The organism is Aestuariimicrobium sp. G57 (assembly GCF_050110855.1).
Classification (GTDB): Bacteria; Actinomycetota; Actinomycetes; order Propionibacteriales; family Propionibacteriaceae; genus Aestuariimicrobium.
The window spans coordinates 438,635-454,292 of record NZ_JBNINW010000002.1 but is presented as its reverse complement, the minus strand read 5'-3'; the positions used below and the strand labels follow the sequence as shown (position 1 = coordinate 454,292).

12 protein-coding genes are annotated in these 15,658 nt (G+C 68.5%); 5 read left to right on the top strand and 7 right to left on the bottom strand.

The features are described 5' to 3' along the window. Positions 1 to 32: 32 nt before the first annotated feature. The 4 genes from ACQCX5_RS06080 to ACQCX5_RS06065 form a co-directional block, all read right to left on the bottom strand. Complete coding sequence (locus ACQCX5_RS06080; protein ID WP_434541118.1) at positions 33 to 989, bottom strand: type IV toxin-antitoxin system AbiEi family antitoxin domain-containing protein; 957 nt, start codon at positions 987 to 989, stop codon at positions 33 to 35. Between the two features lie 143 nt (positions 990 to 1,132). Continuing rightward, positions 1,133 to 2,665, bottom strand: coding sequence for a carboxyl transferase domain-containing protein (locus ACQCX5_RS06075; protein WP_434541117.1), 1,533 nt, complete (start codon positions 2,663 to 2,665; stop codon positions 1,133 to 1,135). Then, positions 2,662 to 3,828, bottom strand: a complete 1,167-nt coding sequence (locus tag ACQCX5_RS06070; RefSeq protein ID WP_434541116.1) for a CaiB/BaiF CoA transferase family protein — start codon at positions 3,826 to 3,828, stop codon at positions 2,662 to 2,664. Before ACQCX5_RS06070 ends, ACQCX5_RS06075 begins: the two co-directional genes overlap by 4 nt. Before the next feature lie 39 nt (positions 3,829 to 3,867). Continuing rightward, entirely contained in the window at positions 3,868 to 4,581 is a 714-nt protein-coding gene (locus tag ACQCX5_RS06065; RefSeq protein ID WP_434541115.1) for a FadR/GntR family transcriptional regulator, read from the bottom strand. 165 nt (positions 4,582 to 4,746) lie between these two features. Between ACQCX5_RS06065 and ACQCX5_RS06060 the strand changes: the two genes are divergently transcribed. Further along, complete coding sequence (locus tag ACQCX5_RS06060) at positions 4,747 to 6,105, top strand: SLC13 family permease (RefSeq protein WP_434541114.1); 1,359 nt, start codon at positions 4,747 to 4,749, stop codon at positions 6,103 to 6,105. Positions 6,106 to 6,508: 403 nt separating this feature from the next. Here ACQCX5_RS06060 and ACQCX5_RS06055 read toward each other — a convergent pair whose 3' ends face one another. Next, a complete protein-coding gene (locus ACQCX5_RS06055; protein WP_434541113.1) occupies positions 6,509 to 7,255 on the bottom strand; it encodes a potassium channel family protein in 747 nt (248 codons plus the stop codon). A 73-nt stretch (positions 7,256 to 7,328) separates the two neighbouring features. Between ACQCX5_RS06055 and ACQCX5_RS06050 the strand changes: the two genes are divergently transcribed. Beyond that, a complete protein-coding gene (locus tag ACQCX5_RS06050; RefSeq protein WP_434541112.1) occupies positions 7,329 to 8,294 on the top strand; it encodes an NINE protein in 966 nt (321 codons plus the stop codon). Positions 8,295 to 8,297: 3 nt separating this feature from the next. On the opposite strand, the gene ACQCX5_RS06045 is transcribed toward ACQCX5_RS06050, so the two are convergent. Next, complete coding sequence (locus tag ACQCX5_RS06045) at positions 8,298 to 10,235, bottom strand: AMP-dependent synthetase/ligase (RefSeq protein WP_434541111.1); 1,938 nt, start codon at positions 10,233 to 10,235, stop codon at positions 8,298 to 8,300. A 176-nt stretch (positions 10,236 to 10,411) separates the two neighbouring features. Between ACQCX5_RS06045 and ACQCX5_RS06040 the strand changes: the two genes are divergently transcribed. Further along, positions 10,412 to 10,873 (top strand): hypothetical protein, encoded by a 462-nt coding sequence (locus ACQCX5_RS06040; protein WP_434541110.1) that lies wholly within the window; start codon positions 10,412 to 10,414, stop codon positions 10,871 to 10,873. Position 10,874: 1 nt separating this feature from the next. On the opposite strand, the gene ACQCX5_RS06035 is transcribed toward ACQCX5_RS06040, so the two are convergent. After that, on the bottom strand, positions 10,875 to 11,666 hold the full coding sequence (locus ACQCX5_RS06035) for a deoxyribonuclease IV (RefSeq protein WP_434541109.1): 792 nt from the start codon (positions 11,664 to 11,666) through the stop codon (positions 10,875 to 10,877). A 201-nt stretch (positions 11,667 to 11,867) separates the two neighbouring features. Here ACQCX5_RS06035 and pta point away from each other — a divergent pair, with 201 nt between their 5' ends. Together pta and ACQCX5_RS06025 are read left to right on the top strand one after the other, a co-directional pair. Further along, a complete protein-coding gene (pta, locus tag ACQCX5_RS06030) occupies positions 11,868 to 14,015 on the top strand; it encodes a phosphate acetyltransferase (protein ID WP_434541108.1) in 2,148 nt (715 codons plus the stop codon). Positions 14,016 to 14,060: 45 nt separating this feature from the next. Next, the gene (locus tag ACQCX5_RS06025; protein ID WP_434541107.1) at positions 14,061 to 15,254 is read left to right on the top strand and encodes an acetate/propionate family kinase; all 1,194 of its coding nucleotides are present in this window, start codon (positions 14,061 to 14,063) and stop codon (positions 15,252 to 15,254) included. The last annotated feature ends 404 nt before the right edge of the window (positions 15,255 to 15,658 follow it).

Below are 15,658 nucleotides of genomic sequence, written 5' to 3'. Positions count from 1 at the left end.
GCGTTTCCACCCCTTCACGGGCCTCGGACGCATCACGCCGCCGCCCTGCATGCCCTGCATGGCCGAAGTTGCCCCGTCCAGCCGTTGTTCTGCAGCACCGCGGCGATGAGTGCAGCCATCTCACAGGCCCGACGCACCACATCGGGCCAGCCGAACCTCAGCGTGCCCAGCCCACGGCTCAGGTGTCGGGCATCACGCCAGGAATCCCGGAGCTCACCGGCGCCCCGGTGCCCCAGCTGGCCATCGAGCTCGACGATCAGGTTGAACTCGTCATAGACCATGTCTGATCGGGTGCCACTGGATACCGACTGCTGGCGCACCCCGTGGGGCAGGCCGTGGGCACGTTCCACATCGCGCAGGTAGCGCACCTCGAGCGGGCTGTGTGAACCACCACCGGCAACCTCGAGCAGTTCGGCGAGCTGGCCGCGGCCGGTGAGCCGGGGGGCGTCGTCGAGCGCGCGCGTCAACCGGGTCACGGTCGTCCGACGGTTGGCGAGGGCCTGGCCGAGCCAGTGGCTCTGCTGGTCGGCATCGGCACCGGCACACAGGTCGAGCACTGTCTGCTCGATGCTGGTGCGCGGCGGCGAACCCACGACCTTGCGTTCGCCCCTGTGGAACCTCCACACCACCCCGTCGGGCTGGTCCAGGGGTATGCGCGGCCTCGTCGCCCCCGGTCCGCTGGTGATCCAGACGTCGATGGGCAAGGACGCGGGCGCGAACCCGTACAGGTGTGCCGCCGCTTCGGCGCCCAGCGCGGCGCCATCGCCGGCCAGCAGCACACCGGCCCAGGCCAGGTCGTCCCAGCTGCGCGACGAGAACCGGACGGCGAAGACACCGCGGGCGAGCCTGGCCCAGGCGCCGCGCAAGACCAGACCCGCAATCTGCCGTGCGCTGAGCCCTGCCGCCAGCGCCTGCTCACGGGTGACCAGCCCGCCCTGGTTCGAGGCGAGCACCTCGAGCTGCTCGGGAACCTGCGCACGTGGTTTCATGCGCCCAGCGTTGCGGGTGAGGGGAGCAGTTCGCGGCGACCCCCGCCAACCTGTGGATAACCCCGGCGAGCCGGGGCACCCAGGCCCAACGTTGGTCGATCCAGCACCTCAGACGGTGCCGGATCGACCAATGATCGGCCCCCTTACACCCCCAGTCGCCGGTACCGCTCCATCCGCCGTGTCAGCCGCTCATCAGCCGGCATCGCCAACAACCGCGCCGCCTCATCGCTGATCGCCGCCGCCATCCGGTGCGTGAACGCCTCCGGCTCGTCGGCCGCGTCGGGCAGCTCCGGCACGATCCGGTCGACAATGCCCGCCGCATGCAGGTCGCGTGAGCGCACGCCCTGCTGGGCCGCCAGTTCCGGGGCCCGCTCGGGCGTCCGGTACAGGATCGCCGAGGCCCCCTCGGGCGGCAGCGGCGACAGCCACGAATGCTCCGCACAGATCACCCGGTCGGCCGGCAGCAGTGCCAAGGCCCCACCGCCGGTGCCCTGCCCCAGCAGCACGCAGATCGTCGGCACCTGCAGCGTCACCAGGTCGTGCAGGCAGCGGGCGATCTCGCCGGCCATCCCGCCCTCTTCGGCCTCTTTCGACAGGGCCGCACCGGCGGTGTCGATCACCGAGATCAGCGGCAGGTTCAGCTCACGCGCCAGCCGAATGCCGCGCCGCGCCACCCTCAACCCCGACGGCGACAACGGCTTGTCCGCAGCCTCGGCCCGCCGGTCCTGGCCGATCACCACACAGGGCAACCCGTCGAACCGGGCCAGCGCCAGCCCCAGCGTGCGGTCCCATTCGCCCGCGCCGGTGCCGAACAGCGACAGCGACGGCTCGGCGCCGACACGCATCAGCGTCCTGAACCCCGGACGATCAGGGCGACGGGTCTTCAACACCGACTCCCAGGCCGGCACGTCGGGCAACTCGTCGGGGTTCGCCGCGGGCACCGGCTGCGGGTCGTGGTCGGCGGGCCGCAGCACATCCAGCAGCCGCGACGCGACCTTGCGCAGCGCCTTCGGGGCCAGCACCGCATCGACCAGCCCATGCGCGAACAGGTTCTCACCGGTCTGCACGCCCTCGGGGAACTTCTCGCCGTACAGCGCCTCGAAGACCCGCGCCCCCAGAAAGCCGATGGTCGCGTCCGGCTCGGCCACGGTCACATGCCCCGTCGAGCCCCACGATGCGAACACCCCGCCGGTGGTGGGGTGGCGCAGATAGGTGATGTAGGGCAGGTTCTGCGACTTGAACGCCGCGACGGCCGCGGTGATCTTGACCATGGTCACGAACGCCGGGGTGCCCTCCTGCATGCGGGTGCCGCCCGACGCGGTGCCCGAAAAGACAGGCAACCGCTCGACGGTGGCCCGCTCGAAGGCCCGGACGATGCGCTCGGCGGCCGCGGCCCCCACCGAACCAGCGAGGAAGTTGAATTCCGAGACGATGGCTGCGACCCGGTGGCCGTTGATGGTGCCCTCGCCGGTGATGACGGCCTCGTCCTCGCCAGACTTGGCCCTGGCCCTGTCGAGGTCGGCGACATAGGCCTCGCCGAAGTCGGGTTCATCGGCGACCGGTTCGTCCCACGAGACCCACGAGCCCTCGTCGAAGACCTCGGCGATGAGCTCACGGGCGTTGCGGCGCACCGGCCTGGGGGTGGTGCCGGGCTGGGTGACAGGTGCCGCGCTCATGAGGCGTCCTCGTCCAGCCACGCACGCACCGACTCGTTGTGCTCACCGAGCGCGGGCGGCGGCAGCACCTGCGCGCGCCCACCCGAATAGGGGTTCTCGTCGTAGCGCAGCGCCGAGCCGGGCACCTTGGTGCGGCCCAGCACGGGGTGGTCGAACTCGTAGATCAGGTGCTGGCTGGCGACCTGGTCCCACTCATAGACCTCGTCGAGCGTGCGCACCTTGCCCGCAGGAATGCCCGCCTCGGCCAGCTTGTCGAGCACCTCGGCGCTGGTGTAGCCGGCGAACGCCGCGTTGACGACCTCGATCAGGTGGTTGCGGTTGGCCACGCGGTCGGGGTTGCTCGTGAAGCCCTCGGTGTTCGGGTCGATGCCGAACGCGGCTGTGAAGTTCTGCCACAGCTTGTCGTTGGCCACCGAGATCTGGACGGGCCCATCCGAGGCCTCGAACAGGCCGTACGGGGCGATCGCCGGGTGGTGGTTGCCCTGGGCGCGGCCGACCTGGCCCGCGACGGTGTACGCGGTGCCCTGCAGCGCGTGCACGCTGACCACCGACGCCAGCAGGCTGGTGCGCACGTGGCGCCCCTTGCCAGTGCGCCCACGTTCGTACAGCGCGCTGACAACGCCGAACGCGCCGTTCATGCCCGAGAGCAAGTCGGCGATCGGCACGCCGACGCGCTGCGGGTCGTCGGGGCCCGAACCGGTCAGCGACATCAGGCCGGCCTCGCCCTGGGCGATCTGGTCATAGCCCGGACGACCCCCCTCGGGCCCGTCATGGCCGAAGCCGCTGATCGACAGCACGACCAGCCGTGGGTTGAGCTCGTGCAGGTGGTCGATGCCGAAGCCGAGCCGGTCCATGACCCCGGGGCGGAAGTTCTCGATCACCACATCGGCGCGCTTGACCAGCCGGGTGAGCACGTCGCGGCCGTCGTCGCTCTTCAGGTCGAGGGTGATCGATTCCTTGTTGCGGTTGCACGACATGTAGTAGGTCGAGATGTCACCCTCGGGCCCGACGAAGGGAGGGCCCCACTTGCGGGTCTCGTCACCTTCGGGCGACTCGACCTTGATCACGCGGGCGCCCTGGTCGGCCAGCATCATGCCGGCGTGCGGCCCGGCGAGCGCGCGGGACAGGTCGATGACGAGGATGTCCTGAAGGGGGCTGGTCACTGGTGTGCTCCTGGTGGGTCGGTGGTCGGTGGGATGGTGTCACTGGTTCAGGTCGACGTCGACCTGCGGATGGTGTGGATCGAGTGGGTGGTGCGGGTGGTGCGGGTCGTGGCGGACGGCCGGACGCCCGAGCAGTCCCGTGCACGCCATCGCTGCCGCGCTCGGGTCTGACCTTAGGATCGCGTCGGCCAGCAGGGCGAGGCGTCCACGAAGTGTGGGACTGTCCGGCGGTGGTGGGGCGCCGGCCGCCAGCCCGTCATCAAGGTCGGTGAGCAGCGACGAATCAGCCAGCCGCTTGATGCACCGCCAGGTGTCGTCGAACAGGCGCGGGCGCCCGTCGTCGGCCAGCAGCGCCGCCTTGAGCGCTTCGCGGGGGTTCGAAGCGGCGGCCCGGGCGATGCCGGCGAGGACGGCCTCGCGGGCCTGGGCGATCTCGCCGCTGGGGCGTCCACCAAGATCAAGGCTGGGCAGGGTCTCGCTGTCGCCCGCCGGCCCGACATGCGCCGCACCCGGCGCGACAAGGGCACCAACCCCGTGGCGCACCTGGATCACCCCGCGCGTCTCGAGTGCCGCAAGAGCCCGTGACAGGGTGGCGCGCGAGACGCCGAGGTCGGCCGCCAACTGCCGCTCACTGGGCAGGCGATCGCCCGGGCCCAGGCCCTGGGCATCGATGAATGACGAGATGTGCTCGGCCAGGCTCTCATAGAGCCGTTCACGGCGCAGAGGCGTCACGTCGGTCCTCCTTGACGACATGCCGGAAGTCTATGTGGACCAGTTGACCAGTGGCTAGTCCACTGGCAGTATCGTGAACCACTGAAGGCCGGTGTGATGAATGTCACAGTTTGATCCACCGACTGGAACCTTGTCCCTGTCAACCCGTCCCTGATCACAGTCGATCAAGTCCCGGAAGCTGGCTTCATGTCACACGAGATTCTCTCGCTCCTGATCCTCGCGGTCGTGTTCCTGGTTGCCACCGTGCGCGGTGTCAACATGGGTGCGCTCGCGCTGGTGGCCGCGTTCATCGTCGGCCTGACCGTCTACCACGTCGAGGTGGGCGACATCCTCGACGGGTTCCCGTCGAACCTGTTCGTCACACTCGTCGGCGTCACCTATCTGTTCGCGTTGGCGAAGAACAACGGCACGGTCGACTGGATCGTCCACGGCGCCGTCAAAGTCGTCGGCGGACGCGTCGCCCTGGTGCCGTGGGCCATGTTCGTGGTCTGCGCCATCGTCACCGCCATCGGCGCGGTGAGCCCCGCCGCTGTCGCGATCGTCGCCCCCGTGGGCATGGGTTTCGCGCTGCGCTACAAGATCCACCCGATGCTGATGGGCATGATGATCGTGCAGGGTGCGACCGCCGGTTCGTTCTCGCCCATCGGCATCTTCGGCTCGATCACCAACGGCGTCGTCGACCGCAACAACCTTCCCGGCAACCCGCTGTTCCTGTTCGCGACGAGCTTCGTCGCGGCGTTCCTGATCGCCCTGATCGCGTTCTTCGCCTTCGGTGGACGAGCGCTGATGGCACGTGGCCGCGAGACCACGACCCTGGCGCACCTCGATGACGAGACCGAAGAAGGCATGGGCCTGACGACTGCCAACCAGGAGACCACCGAGCCGCACTCGAAGGTCGAGGCTGAACGCCAGGTCAAGCACGTCACCGCCCAGCGTGGCGACACCCACAAGCTCAACACTGAGCGCACCCTGACCGTCATCGGCCTGGTCGCCCTGATCGTGGGAGCCCTCGGCTTCAACCTCGACGTCGGCTTCACCGCGCTGGCTGTCGCGGTGACCCTGACGCTGGTGTTCCCCAAGTCGGCCAAGGGTGCCGTCGAGCAGATCTCGTGGGGCACCGTGCTGCTGGTCGGCGGCATCGTGACCTATGTCGGGCTGCTGCAGAACCAGGGTGTCGTGCAGTGGCTGGGCGACTCGGTGGCCAACATCGGCGCCCCGCTGGTCGCTGCGCTGATGATCTGCCTCATCGGTGCGGTGGTGTCGGCGTTCGCGTCGACCACCGGCATCATCGGTGCGCTGATCCCGCTGGCCGTGCCGTTCCTGATGCGCGGCGATGTCAGCGCCGTCGGGCTGATCGCGGCCCTGGCGATCTCATCGTCCGTCGTGGACTGCAGCCCGTTCTCGACCAACGGCGCGCTGGTGGTGGCCAATGCCGAGGCGAGCCAGCGCGACGGGGTGTTCAGGCAGTTGATGATCTGGGGCATGAGCATCATGGTCATCGCCCCACTGGTGGTCTGGGCGGCGCTGGTGGTGCCGACCGCCTGAGCACTCGTTCTTCCGCTGGTTTCCGGAGCTGCCCTCGATGTGTTCGGGGGCAGCTCTGGTCTTTGTGGGCGGGGCGGGGTGTCGCGCCGCTGCCCCGGCACCTCGTTGTCGGGGTGCAACCCGAGCGGCCCCATCGCCCCGCGCCCGACACCCCAACGTCCGCCGCGACGATTCAAGGGGCGCGTCGACACCTTTGGGTACACCCCGACACCTGTTGACCGGTGTCGGCGTGCACATAACGGTGTCGGCGTGCACATAGGGCAGCGATCATGCGGACGACCTGCGGCGCGCGGCCGGGTTCAGGAGCCGCCCGGCCTGGGATCAGGAGGCGCCCAGCCGGGTTCATGGCGCGCCCGGCCGGCTGATCACGCTCCCCGCAGGATCATGCCGCACCAGCCCAACCTCACCGACCCCGGCGCACGGCCCGTTCCCGCCCCACCCGCAAGGTCACCAACCGGCTGATCACCATCGCGATGTACAACATGCCCGCGATCTGCTGCACCATCACCACCGCCCGGGCCAGCGGACGCACGGGCACCACATCCGAGAGCCCCGTCGACGTCAGCGTGGTGCAGCTCAGAAAGAGCAGTTCCATCCAGCTGCGGTTGCCCTCGGCATTGATCGCCGCGATGAAACTGCCCGGTTGCACGTACTGCAATGCCGAATACGCATGCGCGAATGCCCACACCAGCACGGTGAACGCCGCCCCCACGGCGAAAAGCTCATCGACGGTGACATGGACGTCCTTGACCATGTAGCCCACCAGCGCAACGGCCGCCCACAGGTAGAAGACCATGTGGGCGATGTCGCTCCAGAAGTGCCAGGGCTGGGCCCAGCCGGTCACCACATCGACGACGCTCAATCCGAACGCGGCCAGTCCCACCGTGGCCGAGACCCACACCGTCACCGGCGACTGGGCCACCACCCGCACGCTCATCACCAGCGCCAGCAGCCCCAGCAGGGCGACGATGCTGCGGCCGGTGGTGCTGTCGGGATTGTCCACGAACGGATAGATCAGCAGGCTCGCCAACTGCACCACGAGCAGCGCAGCCGAGGGGTTCCTGCGCACGGTGCGCCAGCCCGACACGATTGGTTCGGGAAGTTCGGGCAGTTCAGGGGTCGGCGTTGATGCGGTTGCGCTCGAGTTCACGCCTCGATGGTGGCATCAATCGGACGATCTGCGGCGGGATAGGCTGGTAGAAGTCAATCCCAGGAGCATCATCATGTCGTCGCTGTACCCCGAATCACGCGACGAGCAGCCGCCGTCGCACGACCCCTCCACATCGGCAGCGAACGAGCCCGACCCGACGCTGCACGACCCATCGTTCAGCGACCCGACGCTCGACCAGTCGCCGTGGCAGCAGTCGAGCCTGGGCGATTCCTCGCTGCATTCACCTGTGCCGAACCCCGCCACCCCGGACGAGTCGCAGCCCCCGTCGACCGATGTCTGGTCGGCGCCCGCGGGTTCGCCAACGTGGGACGCCGGGTCAACCCCACCCACCTGGGGTCAGCAGCCCGCCCAGCCGACCTGGGACCAGCCGCAGTCCTCGACCCCACCCGCATGGGACCAGCAGCCCGCCCAGCCGACCTGGGACCAGCCGCAGTCCTCGACCCCACCCACGTGGGACCAGCAGCCGGTCCAGCCAACCTGGGACCAGCCGCAGTCCTCGACCGCATGGGACCAGCCGCCCGCCCAGTCGTCGTCCTCGCCCACCTGGGACCAACAGCCCCACGCCAACCAGCAGGGCTACTCCGCTGACCCGTATGCCGGCGATCCGTATGCCGCCCCTGCCGGCTACGCTGCGGATCCCTACGCTGCCAACCAGTACGCCGCAGACCCCTACGCCGCCCAGCCCTACGCCGCCACAGGCGTCGGCTACCCCGCCCCGTACCAGGCGTATGCCGCGCCCGGGTACGCCGTCGCGGTCCCCGGCGCACCCTGGGGGGTCGACCCCAAGACCGGCATCCCCTATTCAGAGAAGACCAAGATCGCCGCCGGCCTGCTGCAGATCTTCCTGGGCGGGTTCGGCATCGGCCGGTTCTACACGGGCCACTACGGCATCGCCATCGCCCAGCTCATCGTGACCATCGTCACCCTCGGGTTCGGCTACATCTGGCCGCTCATCGATGGCATCGTGCTGCTGTCGACCGATTCGAAGGACTCCAAGGGCTACCCGCTGCGCCCCTGAGGCTCACTTCTCGGCAGGGTCCGCCTTCCCCTCACCATCGGCCTTGTGCCCCCGGCGTGCCTCGGCCAGCCGGGCGTACATGTCGTCGATCACTTCCTGGAACTTCTTCTCGACCTCGCGCCGACGCACCTTCAATGTCGGCGTGAGCAGCCCGTTCTCCATGGTCACCTCGCCCAGCGATGCCCGCAGGTCCCTGATTTGTTCATGGCTCGGCAGCTTCGCGGTCAGCTGGTTCACCCGCTCGCGCATGGCGTCGAGAATGCGCTGGTCCCTGACGAGTTCGTCGTCCTTCTCGTGGTGCACGCCCAGCATCGCCGCGACCTCGCGCAGCTGCGGCATCGACGGCGTCACCAGCAATGTCAAGAACGGACGACCCTCGCCCACGAGCACCGCATGCTCGAACAGGGGGTCGGCCAGCACCAGGCCCTCGATCTGCTGCGGGGCGACATTCTTGCCGCCCACGGTGACGATGATGTCCTTCAACCGGTCGGTGATCACCAGGAAGTCGTCATTGTCGATGTAGCCCGCATCACCGGTGCGCAGCCAGTCGTCGTGGAACGCCTCGGCGGTCGCCTCGGGGTTGTTCCAATAGCCGGCCATCACATTCGGACCGCGATACAGGATCTCTGATTCGGCACCGATCGCCAGTTCGCCGCCGGCCATGACCCGGCCGGCGGTGCCGATCTTCCAGGCCTGCCTCGAATTGAAGCTGACAAGGGGCGATGCCTCGGTCAGGCCATATCCCGTGAAGATCTGGATGCCCGCAGCCGAGAAGAACTCCTCAACCTCTTTGCGGATCGGCGCCCCGCCGCAGGCCAGCACCGTCTTGGGCCCGCCCATCGCCGCGCGGATGTTGCTGAACACCAGCTTGTCGGCCACCGGCAGCTGCGAGCGCCACCACAGGCCGGGCTCGCGGCCCTTGCGGTAGGCGTGCTGCAGTCGTCCACCGACGTGGAACGCCCAGTCGAAGATTTTCTGCTTGACCGCCGACGACGCGACCTTCTCGCGGGCCAGTTTGTAGACGGTTTCGTACAGTTTGGGCACGCTCACCAGCAGGGTCGGGTTGACCTCGACCAGGGCCTGGGACGCCTGCCGCGCGTTCGGCAGGTAGGTGTTCATGCAGCCATGGGCGAAGACAATCGTCGTCCAGGCCCGCTCCAGGGCGTGGCTCAGCGGCAGGAAGCACAGGCTGTGGTCGTCCGGCGTGATCGTGAACAGGGTCGCGACGGCCTCGAGCTGGGCAATCATCGCCTGGTGGGTGAGCATCACACCCTTGGGGTCGCCCGTGGTGCCAGAGGTGTAGATGATCGAGGCCAGGTCGTCCGACGCCGCCTGTCCCATGCGGGCGGCGACCTGTTCGTCGAGCGCGGCCGCGTCCGGGTCGGTGGCCGGGACGAGCCACTGCGCGAGCGGGGTGACGTCGTCTTCGACGAGCGCCGGGATCGAGATGACGAACTCGATCGTGGGCAAGTTCGCACGAGCCTCACGGACGCGCGCCGATTCACTGGCCCCGCCGACGACGATGCCGCGGGCACCGGAATCACGCACGATGTGCTCGATCTGGTCCGGTGTCGAGGTGGCATAGATCGGCACAGGCACGGCACCGACGGTGAGCAGGGCGAAGTCGACCTCGCTCCATTCGGGGCAGTTGTTGGCGAACAGCGCCACCCGGTCGCCGCGCTGAATGCCGTCGCGCACCAGCGCCCTGGCCATGGCCTGGATGCGGGCGTTGAACTCGCGGTAGGTCTGCGTCGTCCATTGGGGTGCGGCGTCGAGGTCGGCGTTCGCACGGATGCGGGTGGCGACGCGCCCGCCATGCTTCTCGACGGTCTGCGCGAGCAGGTGGGCGAGGTGGCGCACGGCGAGGTGTTCGGTGACGAGCCCCTTGTTGGACAGCGGTTCGCCCCCTGATTGGGGTCGGATGGTGGACGAATCGTTCACTGGGGGCTCCTTCGGCTGGCCGTTCCTGCCAGCTTATTGAGCGGGACGAGGGCTGGTGGATGCCGGGGTGGTTCCTAAGGCGAACTCTCAGCTAGTAGGGGCGCGCCCTCGACACGGGGGGGGAAGGTGAGACGATATCCCTGATCCCTTCATCGGTCGAAGAAGGCGAGGCACACATGGTGTCCCCCAAACGTGGCTCGCCGCGTCGCCCGGCAACCATCACCGCCATTGTGGCGGTGATCGTGCTGGCAGTCGTGGTCACCCTCTACAACCTGAACCGTTCTACTTCTTCGGCGCGCCCCGGTGACTCCTCACCGACCGGGTGCCCCGGCGTCAGCGCATCAGCAGGCACGAGGGTCGCGGAGGACTACCCGGGGCTCGTGGTGTGGCAGTCGAAGACCTACCTGCTCAGCGAGGCGCCCGCGGCCCCCGGCGAACAACTCGGCAGCGTCACCTGCAACCTCGTCGAGATCAACGACCGCACCGGCGCCGGCGTGCCGACGCCCTGGCCGAACGGCACCTCGAGCGTGGCGAAGGTCGGCTCGCCGATCCACGCCCAGCAGGGAGCTGCCGTGATCTGCGAGGTGACCGTGCGCATCGACGGCGGCTGGCGCCTCTTCCGCGCCCAGGACTGCTGAATCACACCCGTTCGCGCAGCCAGTCCAGGTCGGCCTTCTGGCCCTCGACACCACCCGGGGTCTCGACCACGACGGGGGCGCCGCTGAGCCTGACCACCTCGACGATGCCGTCGGGGTCGGCGAAGCCCTCGCCGAAGTTGGCATGCCGGTCGGCCCCCGAGTCGAACCCGTCGCGGGAGTCGTTCGCATGGATCAGGTCAATGCGTCCCGTGATGCCCAGCACCCGTTCGACGAGCCCGACCAGTTCTTCGCCGCCGGCGTGCGCGTGGCATGTGTCGAGGCAGAAGCCGATCATGTCGAAGTTCGGTGAACCGGCCAGGGTCGTCCACAACTGGTCGATGCGATCGAGTTTGCGGGCCATGGCGTTGGCGCCACCTGCGGTGTTCTCGATCAGCAGCGGCACGGCGATGTCGAGCCCGTCGACGGCCTTGCGCCAGTTCTCGAACCCCACGGCCGGGTCCTCGTCCGCGGTGACGTGCCCACCGTGGACGATCACGCCCTTGGCCCCGACCGACGCCGCGGCCGTGAGCGTCTGCTGCAGGGTCTTGCGGCTGGGAATGCGGATGCGGTTGTTCGTGCTGGCCACGTTCATGACATAGGGGGCATGCACGTACAGGTCGATGCCGGCGGCTTCGGCGTCGCCCTTCAGCGCCTCGGCACCGCCGGGGTAGCCGATTCTCGGGGCCTTCCAACTCTGTGGGTCGCCCAGGAAGAACTGCGCCAGCCCGGCGCCGCGAGCCTGCGCCTCGGCAATCGGGTCGTCGGACTCACCATGGCCACCCATCACGATCATGGGGGTGAGTCTAGGTGAGGGGGCGGACTGCACCTGCCCCTCGTCCGCGCACCTGACCTGCCGCTGACAACCTGCACCCTGAATGTCAGCTGCCCCCGTTGCACAGTCGGCGGCTGAGATCCCGCGGGGCAGCCAACCCGGCACCGTCCCGCTTCGGACCCCCGCGGGCAATGTGTCGTGGGTCACCGTTAAGCTCTTGACGTGACCAAGGTTGTGTTCATCGCCTCCCCCGAGGGGCGCGTCGGCAAGTCAGTGATCGCCATGGGCCTCGTCGAGGCCCTCAGCGCCCAGGTGAAGTCGGTCGGTGTCTACCGACCGCTGGTGCGCACGCTGCGCCGCGACGAGGTGACCGAGGCGCTGATCGGGCTGCCGGGCATCAGCCAGGGCTTTGAAGAGGCCGTCGGCGTCAGCTACGACGAGATGTCGGCCGACCCCGACGCCGCCATGTCGCTGATCGTCGAGAAGTTCGGCCGCATCCGTGACAAGTTCGACGCCATCGTCGTCGTGGGCTCCGACTATGCAGGTGCGCTGTCGTCCACCGAGATGAACTTCAACGCGACCATTGCGGCGCACCTCAACGCGCCCGTGCTGATGGTGGTCTCGGGACGCAAGGACTCACCCGATGCCGTCGAGCGCACCGCGCGCGCGGCCATCGGCGAAATGATGGGCAACCACGCGAACGTCATCGGCGTCATCGCCAACCGCGTCGACCCGAACATGCTCACCCAGGTCAACGAAGCACTCAAGGGCATCGACCCCACCTATGTCACCGCCGCGATCCCCGAGAACCGGGTGCTCGCCGCCCCCACCGTGCGCGCCCAGTTCGAGGCCACCCACGCCAGCCTGTGGACCGGTGACCCGCGCCTGCTCGACCGCGAGTCGCTGGGTGTGCTCGTCTGCGGCATGACCCTGCCGAACGTGCTCGACCGGCTCGAGCCCGAGTTCACGCTGATCGCGCCGTCCGACCGGCTCGACCTGCTGCCCGGCCTGATCATGGCGCACCGGTCGGCGACGTTCCCGACGATGGCCTCGGTGATCCTCGTCGGCGGCTACCCCGTGCCCTCGACGATCAACCGGCTGCTCTCGGGCACCGACGTCGACCTGCCCATCGGGTTCACCAGCACCGGCACCTACACCACCGCCGAGCGGCTGTTCGGCATGCAGGGCACCATGACCAGCTCTGCCCGCAAGATCGAGGTCGCCCGGCGCACGTTCGCCGAGCACGTCGACGTCGAGGCGCTGCTGAAGTCGCTTGACGTCGCACGCGCCTCGGTGCGCACCCCGCTGATGTTCGAGTTCGAGCTCATGCAGCGGGCCCGGGCCGACAAGAAGACCATCGTGCTGCCCGAGGCCAGCGACCCGCGCATCATCGAGTCGGCGTCGATCCTGCTCGCGCGCGATGTCGCCCACATCATCCTGCTGGGTGAAGAGTCCGAGATTCGTGGACGAGCGCACCTGCTCGGCTTCGACATCACCGACGCCCAGGTCGTCAGCCCGCACAACCGGGTGCTCATCGAGAAGTTCGCCAAGGAATACGCCCGACTGCGGGCCCACAAGGGCGTCACCCTCGAGCAGGCCCGCGAGACCCTGACCGACCTGTCGTACTTCGCGACGATGATGGTGCACTTCGGCATGGCCGACGGCATGGTCTCGGGTGCGGTCAACACCACCGCGAACACCATCAAGCCCAGCCTGGAGTTCATCAAGACCAAGCCGGGCGTCAATGTGGTCAGCTCGTCGTTCCTGATGTGCATGCCCGACGAGGTCGTGGTCTATGCCGACTGCGCGGTCAACCCTGACCCCACCGCCGAGCAGCTGGCCAGCATCGCCGTCAGTTCGGCCGAGACCGCCGAGGCGTTCGGCATCGATCCCCGCGTGGCGATGTTGTCGTACTCGACGGGATCGTCGGGTTCGGGTGCCGACGTCGACAAGGTGCGTGCCGCGACTGACCTGGTCAAGCAGCAGCAGCCCCAGCTCAAGGTCGAGGGGCCCATCCAGTTCGACGCCGCGGTCGACCCGGTCGTCGGCAAGAAGAAGATGCCGGGTTCCGAGGTGGCCGGGCAGGCGTCCGTGTTCATCTTCCCCGACCTGAACACCGGCAACAACACCTACAAGGCCGTGCAGCGCACCTCGGGCGCCGTCGCGATCGGCCCGGTGCTGCAGGGCCTCAAGAAGCCCGTCAACGACCTGTCGCGCGGCGCGCTGGTTGATGACATCGTCAACACCGTCGCCATCACCGCGATCCAGGCGCAGATGGACGCCGCGCGCGCCAGCCAGCAGGCGTCGTCCGAGGCGCAGCCCGCCGGTGAGGGCGACCCGCGCCTCGCCGAGCCCACCCGGCAGGCCTGACCGCCTGCCCCATCGACCCACCGCACACCCCGAAAGGCACCGACCATGGCCCGTCTCGTCCTGCTGCTGAACTGCGGCTCGTCCTCGATCAAGTACCAGGTCAGCGACGCCGACACTGAAGAAGTGGTGGCCAAGGGCCTGGTGCAGAAGGTCGGTGACGTCGGCGTCGGCACGCTCGACCACGAGGTCGGCGACCAGGAATTCCACATCGACCAGCACTTCGCCAACCACACCGAGGCGCTGAACACGGTGCTGGGCATGTTCCGCGAGCATGGGCCCGACCTCGATTCGGTGATCGCCGTGGGCCACCGGACGGTGCACGGCGGGCGCACGTTCCAGAAGACGACGCTGATCAACGACGAGGTCGTGGCGAAGCTGAAGGAACTGTTCGGCCTTGCCCCGCTGCACAACCCCGCCGGTGTGGCCGGCATCGAGGCCGCGGTCGCGGCGCTGCCCGACGTGCCGCACGTGGCGATCTTCGACACCTCGTTCTTCAGCACGCTGCCGGCCGAGGCCTACAGCTATGCCGTCGACACCGAGTTGGCCGACCAGTACGGCATCCGCAAGTACGGATTCCACGGCACCAGCCACGACTATGTGAGCGCCACCGCCGGCGAGTTCCTGGGTACGACCCGTGACGAGTTGAAGATCATCGTGCTGCACCTGGGCAACGGTGCCTCGGCGTCGGCGATCGACCACGGCCAGCCCGTCGAGACGTCGATGGGCATGACGCCGCTGCAGGGCCTCGTGATGGGCACCCGCACCGGTGACATTGACCCTGGTCTGGCGGCGTTCCTGCACCGCAAGCTTGGTTGGGAGGTCGACGAGATCGACACCTGGCTGAACAAGAAGTCGGGCATGCTCGGGCTGACCGGCAAGACCGACATGCGCGAGGTGAAGGCGCTGATCGATGCCGGGGACGAGAAGGCCAAGGCCGGCGTGGAGGTCTATGTGCACCGGCTGCTGAGCTACATCGGCTCGTACACCGCGGTGCTCGGTGGTCTGGACGCGCTGGTCTTCACCGCCGGCGTGGGCGAGAACGCCGACTGGATTCGTGCGCTGGTGGTTGAGCGGCTGGCCCCGTTCGGGGTGAAGCTCGATGCCGACGCGAATGCTGTGCGGTCGAAGGACCCCCGCGCGATCACGACCGAGGACTCGAGCGTGAAGGTGCTGGTGGTGCCGACCAACGAAGAACTCAAGATGGCGCGCGAGGTTGTCGCGCTGATTGAGAACAGCTGAGGTTGTAGGGGCTGCTGCCCTGAGTGCACGCTGACACCTTTGAGTGCGCGTCGACACCGTCGTGCGGGTGTCGACGTGCACACAAGGGTGTCAGGACGACTGAAGAGCGCGCGGCGTGTACCCGACGGTGGCGGCATGCTCAGGGTGGCGAAGTGCTCGGGGGTGGCGGCGGTCCTGCGGGCCCGGCGGCGTCGCACCCCGCCCAGTCCACCCACGCTCACGGCGTCCGGGGTGGACGACCGCGCCCCCTCAGCGGCACCACGCCCCCCTACAGGTTCACCACGCTCCCTTTGTGTGCACGGCGCTCCCGGTGGGCCGGGCCCTCAAGGGGGCGGCGTGGCCCGAAAAGGTGCGTCGCGGCCCTGAAGGGGAGCGGCGTGCCCCGAAGGGGTGCGCGACCACGG